The organism is Campylobacter sp. IFREMER_LSEM_CL2151 (genome assembly GCF_025771725.1).
GTDB classification, from domain to species: Bacteria; Campylobacterota; Campylobacteria; order Campylobacterales; family Campylobacteraceae; genus Campylobacter_D; species Campylobacter_D lari_C.
The window spans coordinates 1-7066 of record NZ_JAKMQT010000014.1 but is presented as its reverse complement, the minus strand read 5'-3'; the positions used below and the strand labels follow the sequence as shown (position 1 = coordinate 7066).

Annotated in this window: 5 protein-coding genes and 1 pseudogene; all 6 read left to right on the top strand. The window is 26.2% G+C overall.

Annotation, left to right across the window (positions count from 1 at the left end):
* A pseudogene (locus L8V82_RS07645) lies at positions 1-848 on the top strand (glycosyltransferase family 2 protein); the annotation flags it as partial.
* A 73-nt stretch (positions 849-921) separates the two neighbouring features.
* The gene (glf, locus tag L8V82_RS07640) at positions 922-2022 is read left to right on the top strand and encodes a UDP-galactopyranose mutase (RefSeq protein ID WP_088261628.1); all 1101 of its coding nucleotides are present in this window, start codon (positions 922-924) and stop codon (positions 2020-2022) included.
* Between the two features lies 1 nt (position 2023).
* A complete protein-coding gene (locus L8V82_RS07635; protein ID WP_088261629.1) occupies positions 2024-3301 on the top strand; it encodes a glycosyltransferase family 2 protein in 1278 nt (425 codons plus the stop codon).
* Entirely contained in the window at positions 3302-5284 is a 1983-nt protein-coding gene (locus L8V82_RS07630; RefSeq protein WP_263724544.1) for a glycosyltransferase family 29 protein, read from the top strand.
* A gap of 14 nt (positions 5285-5298) precedes the next feature.
* Positions 5299-6777 carry a glycosyltransferase family 4 protein gene (locus L8V82_RS07625; protein WP_088261626.1) on the top strand — a complete coding sequence of 493 codons (1479 nt, stop codon included), beginning with the start codon at positions 5299-5301 and terminating at the stop codon, positions 6775-6777.
* 67 nt (positions 6778-6844) lie between these two features.
* A partial coding sequence (locus L8V82_RS07620; RefSeq protein ID WP_263724543.1) for a glycosyltransferase family 2 protein occupies positions 6845-7066 on the top strand: 222 nt, incomplete at its 3' end.

Here is a 7066-nt window from a genome sequence, read left to right as displayed (position 1 = left end):
ATAGGCCTTTATATGATAAAGTTAAAAGAAAACATATCAGTCAAATGACTTATTTTGATTATAAAAATGAGATTATCATTACACCTAAAGAATGGCTAGAGAAAGCTAGAGAAAGAAAGCTTTTTTATTTTTGGTTTGCTTGGCAAGGTATGATCAATTTGAATTTTATTAAAAATATAAAATTAAAATTTATTAATGGAATTTTTGCAGAAGATTGTCATTTTGGAGTGTTACTATTTGCTTTAAGCAAAAATATTTATATATTTCCAAAGCAGATACATGTTTATCGCTTAAGAGAATCAAGCTCTATGAATTTTACTAATAAAAAATGGATAATACATCCTAATTCACATCTTAAAAAAATAGATGTTTTTGAGAATTCAAGTATAACTAGGCTATATTATGAAAGTGTAAGCTGGATGCAAATTGCATTAGATTTTATAAAATTTATCGATTCTAATCATTATTTGAGTGAAGATATAAAAACACATTTTTTACCAGTGGTTTGCAATAAAGCTTTGACTTTAAAAAAGTTTGATAAGGATCCATTATGTTTAAAAAAATACACTAAAAATTTAAAAATATATATACAAAATCAACCTTTAGGGGCAGTTGATAGAGTGAAAGAATATCTTTCGTATAAACTTACAAAAGAACTTTTTAAAAAGAAAGGTATACTAAAATTAATTTTACCTTTTAGTGTTATTAGAGTATCTTTTCAACATCAAAAAGACATCATAGAATATAAAAAAAATATTAAAAAAGATGTTTTAAGTAAAAGATTGCCATTAGAATTTTACAGAGATTATCAGCAGGCTTTGAAATTAAGAAGAATGTTTTTTAAGTAATTTTATTATTATAAGGTGTTTTTTTAAAATTTTTTGCTATATTTGTAATTTGTAAATACAAAAAGGTTGCTAAATGTATGATTATTTAATAGTTGGTAGTGGTTTATTTGGTAGTATTTTTGCTTATGAAGCCAGCAAGAAAGGCTATAAATGTTTAGTAGTGGAAAAAAGATCACATATAGGTGGAAATTGTTATACTGAAAATATTGAAAATATTAATGTCCATAAATATGGTGCACATATTTTTAGAACATCTGATGAGGATATTTGGAAATACATGCAGCAATTTTGCAAATTTAATCATTTCGTAAATTCTCCAATAGCTAATTTTAAAGGTGAGATTTATAATTTACCTTTTAATATGAATACTTTTAGCAAGTTATGGGATATCTTTAGTCCAGAAGAAGCTAAGAATATTATAAAAAAACAAAGTCAAGAAATACAATGTGAACCTAACAATCTTGAAGAGCATGTTATAAAACTTGTTGGAAGAGATGTTTATGAAAAGTTTGTTAAAGGTTATACCGAAAAACAATGGGGAAGGGATTGTAAAGATTTACCTGCATCGATTATCAGGAGAATTCCGGTAAGATATATCTATGATAATAATTACTTTAACGATCCATATCAAGGTATACCTATAGGAGGCTATACAGCTATTTTTGAGAAAATGTTGGAAAAATGCGAAGTGCTTTTAAATGTCGATTTTTTAAAACATAAAGAAGAATTTCTAAAAAAAGCAAGAAAAATTATTTTTACTGGAACTATTGATTCTTTTTACGATTGTCAATTTGGACCTTTAGAATATAGAAGTTTAAGATTTGAGCATAAAATTTTAGATACAGATAATTATCAAGGTGTAGCTGTTGTAAATTACACAGATAAAGAAACTCCATATACAAGAACTATTGAGCATAAACATTTTGAATTTGGAAAACAAGAAAAAACTGTAGTAAGCGAAGAATATCCACTAGAATGGAGTCAAGATATAGAGCCATATTATCCCATCAATGATGATAAAAATCAAGTATTATATGAAAGATATTTAGAATTAGCTAAAAAAGAAACTAATATATATTTTGGTGGAAGATTAGGTGAGTATAAATACTATGATATGCAAGATAGTGTTAAATCTGCATTAGAATTTTCAAAAAAAGAATTAAAAATTTTTTAATATGTATATAATTCCTAAAGTTTCTATTATTGTTCCATCGTTAAATTCTATAAAATATATTCATGAATGTATTGATAGCGTATTAAATCAAACTTTAAAGGATATTGAAATAATTTGCGTAGATGCTGGATCTACTGATGGCACTCTTGAGATGCTTAGAGAGTATGAAAAAAATGATAATAGGTTAAAAGTTATATTTTCAGATAAAAAAAGTTATGGCTATCAAATAAATCTAGGTATTAAAGAGGCAAAGGGTGAATACTTAGGTATAGTTGAAAGCGATGATTATATAAAAGAAAATATGTATGAAGATTTATATAAGATAGCTAGAGAAAAAAAATGTGATATAGTCAAAGGAGATGTGTTAAATTTTTGGGACAAAGAAGAGAGGATTTACGAGTGCAGACTATTAAATTGGACAGAAGTTCTATATAATAAAATATTAAATTTTAAAACCGATAAGAGAATTTTGACCGAATCAAATATTGTGAATCCTAGCGGTATTTACAAGTTGGATTTTATAAAAAAATATAATATATTGTGTAATGAAACTCCAGGTTCTGCTTTCCAAGATACTGGTTTTTGGTTTCAATTGCAAGTTTTAGCTGATAGTATTTTTTTGGTAAAAGATGCATACTATTATTATAGACAAGATAATGTTAATTCTTCTTGTAATAGTCGTGCTAAAGTGTATTGTATTTGTGATGAGTATGATTATATAGAGCAATTTGTATCGAAAAACAATTTTTATAATATTTTACCTATTGTTAATTATTTAAGATACCGTGGATACCGTTGGAATCTTTATCGAATTTGCTTTAATTACAGGTTAGAATTTTTGTATAAAATTCAGAAGGATTTTAAAAGATTGGAAGTTCTTAGTAAGAATAGTTTTTCTTTGTTTAAAAAGTGGGAGTTAATACAATTGAGGGAAATTATATTCGACCCTAAAAAATTCTATTGTGAAGTGGCTAGGCATAAACAAGGTGCTGTTGAATATACAAAAAATACATCAGAATACAAATTAGGTAAAAAAATCATATCATGTAGAAAATATAAAGAGTTTGTAGCTTTATTGAAAGAAGAAAATATGCAGTTAACTAGTGATTTGGAAAAAAAATATTGTGATTATTATGAAGGTAAATCTTATGAAGAACATTTAAGTTATAAAATTGGCAAGATAGTCTTACAATCAAAAAGAAAAGAAAATTATATTGCAGTTATCTTTTTAAGAATATTATTTTGTTGCGTATGTCATAAATTAAAATCAAGGAAATAAATGAATAAAATACTATTGACGATTATAGTACCATGTTATAATAAAGAGCGCTATATTGAAAATGCTTTTAAGTGTTTAATAGAACAGAAATGTCCAAATGTGGAAATAATCTTTATTGATGATTGCTCTACAGACAGTACTTTAAGTAAGTTAAAAGGATTATGTGAGCAGTTTAAAGATGATCATAACAAATATATTCGTGTGTTTGCAAATGCTAAGAATAGGGGATATGGATATACTGTTAATATGGGTATAAAAAAATCAAAAGGAAAATATATATCAATTTTTGAGCCAGATGACGAAGTACCAGAGTTTTATTATTTAATTTTGCTAAAACAGATTTGTAAATATTCAATGGAAATCGTTTTTTATGATACATATCAAGAAGTTAGAGATTGTTTTAAAAATCGTACAATTAACATGTTTAATCCGGGGTATAGTAAAAATAATTATCAAGAAATGAGCAATGATGATATAGAAAGAAGACTGTGTTTAGGTAATGTTGGAATTTGCATGGGAATTTATGATAAAAACTACGTTGTTTCTAATAATTTTTTCTTAAACGAAAACAGTAGAGGTTATGAAGATGCTGTTTTCATAGCTTTAATTATGTCAAGAGCTACAAAGGTAAAAATAATTCCAGGTGGAGGTTATCGTTATAGAAAAGATGATGTTGTTCAAAGCACAAACGACCCAAAAAACTTTTATAAAATTTTACCAACTGTAAGTTATGTTTTAGAAAATATTGAAAAAAATTTAAGATATCCGGCTGTACTAGGATATTTGTTAAATCATTTAAAAACTTACTATGATAAAACAAGAGCAACAAACAATAATATAATTGCAAATCAAATTTGTTTGTTAGTTGAAAAAATGGTAGACAATCAGAGTATTAAATGTAATGCACGTGTTGCACAGTTTATTAAAAATATTACAACTAATTGCAAAGAAATTCATATTGTTGAAAACTATACCCCGTTAGTTTACCAGAAAACAGCACCTTTATCTAGTTATCTTGATCAGGATTTTTCTATTATGCGTTCTTATGCTTATTTAAAATTTTATTTGATTATGGATGATGGTGTAGAAAAATATTCTCAAAATGATATCTATAGTATTCTTAATGATATTTTAGTATTTTCAAATATCCCGAATACTGATAATGATCAAGAATTAAAAAGATTTCTAAAATTTTTTTTAAATAGTGTTTCATTGGATAAAATCAATAAAAACAAAAAAGTATTTAATGACATAATAATGCTATGTAGATCTTTAGGTATTTTTATAAATACAAAAAATTATATATATGAAAATAATTTTGATTTTTTTGATAATATGTTAAAAATTAATGAATTGGTTGAAGTAGAGGATTTTAAATGTATAAATTTTTTTCTAGATACAACAAGAAAAAATGAGGTTGAATTAAGAAAATATTTACACCAAAAAAGAATTGCTGTAGTAGGAAATAGTCCTTGTGAGCTAAATAAAAATAGAGGTGAGGAAATAGATTCTCATGATGTTGTAATTCGCTTTAATAATTTTTCATCAAATTTAAAGTTTCATAGAGATTATGGTGTAAAAACAAATATATGGGTTGTTACGCCAGCATTAAATTCTATTTTCCATAAGTCGTCATTGAAAGATTTTGATTATGTTGTTGCTCCAATTTGTAATAGGAAATTACCTTTAGATCAATACAAGGTTTTAAGTAATTGGTTGTATGCAGGTGTGAAAATCACCAGGATTCAATGTATTAACTATCTTGTCGAATATGATATTCGAGTTATGTCTTTAGGTTTGATTATGATTAATTATATATTGGATAAAATTAAATATAACGAATTGAATTTTTACGGTTTTTCTTTGCGGGATCAAGTGGATGGGGTTAGTCATTATTTTAATAACGATCCTTCTAGTGGGAAAATATTGGCGATACATAAATGGGAAGAAGAAGCTAAGATTTTTGATAAAATTAAAAAATAAAAAAAAGGGATAATATGCTTAAACATTATATTCATTGTCATCAAGGCTATGATTTGAAAAAAGGTGGTTCTGTGGGTTATATTTCATCGCTATTTTCAGCCTTTTTGCAAAATAACCCATCAAGACTAACACAAATGGGTACGGAGTGTTGTTTTCTTTTTCCAAATATCTTGCCTCATGAAAGAATAAGCAATGATTTACTGTCTGATATTATTGAAAGAAGGTTTTGTTATACTCAGCAGTATTCTAAAGATATGGTTTCATCGCATTTGTTAAAAAAAAGACAAGAATGGTTTAGGGAGATTATACCGTTTTCAGAATATGCTAAAATCGATTCAAAAAATATAGCATCCATACATATACATGGAGCTTATAATTTTTTGCCAGTATATAATTCTTTGATTAGATTGGGTATAGAATCAAGAGTTGTGAAAATTCTTACAACGCATAATCCATATCAACCAACCATGGAAGATATGTATCTTACATGTAGAAATACAAAATGGACTGAAGTTGATAAAGAAATGTTTCGTTACTATTTTAATGAGAGAGATAAATGGGCTTTTAAGCTCGCAGATTGTTTATTTTTTCCTACTGAAGAAAGTTTAGAAGGGTATTATAATTTATGGCCGGATTTTCCTTTACTTATAAAAGACAAACCTATTTATTTTTGCCCTACAGGTACTGATATAAACAAGCCAGTACTTGATAAAAAAATTCTCAGGGAAAGCTTGGATATTCCAAATGATGCTAAAGTATTTCTTTATCTTGGGAGATTTATAGATGTTAGAGGTTATGATATTTTAATAAATGCTGCAAAAAAAATTATTAGTAAAAATGATAGAATTTATTTTGTGGTTGTTGGTGAAAAACAAATCATACAAATTCAATCAAAGCAGTGGATACAAATACCTTTTATTGATAATCCACAAGAATATATTAATATGGCTGATGCATGCTTGTGTCCAAATAGGGGTAGTTTGTTTGATTTGAGTATGATTGAATTTTTAGCTTTTGGAAAACCGATAATATGCTCTTATGTAGGTGGATACCGTTGGCTAGAAAACAAAACAAGTGGAATGCTTTATTCTCCAGTTGAAGATATTGATAAATTTGCTGATAATATTTTTCTATTTTCTCAATTTTTAAATGAGAAAGTAAATAAAATGCAAGATGATAATATTAAGTTGTATAAAAAATGTCTTTCTCCAAATAGCTTTCAGGAAAATTATTGTAATACGATAGACAATATATATAGAGATTTTGGTGTCAGTGAAAAAATATATAATATAAGTTATTGTGATAAAACAACTGTATTTTCGACAAATGCTGATAACAAAGAAGAATTTCTTATAAAAGAAGAACCTAATGTGAAGTCTTTAGAAGTTGTAAAAAAAGTAGATAGTAAACAAGAAGTTTTCTACCGAAAATTTAAAAAATTAATAAAGAATCCATATTTATTTTTTAAAGATTTTCTTAAAAAAAGGTTGTGAATATTTTTAAACCGAGTTTGTTTTATGTGGAACAAATACCATAATATTGTAATAAAAAAGAGGTAAAATGCAAACCAAAAAAGTAGGCGTAGTAATCCCCATATATAATGTAGAAAAATATTTAAAAGAATGTTTAGATAGTGTAATCAATCAAACTTATACTAACTTAGAAATCATACTAGTAAATGATGGTAGCACAGATAAAAACTCACTCAATATTGCAAAAGAATACACTCTAAAAGATAAAAGAATAACTCTTTTTGATAAAAAAAATGGTGGTTTAAGTAGT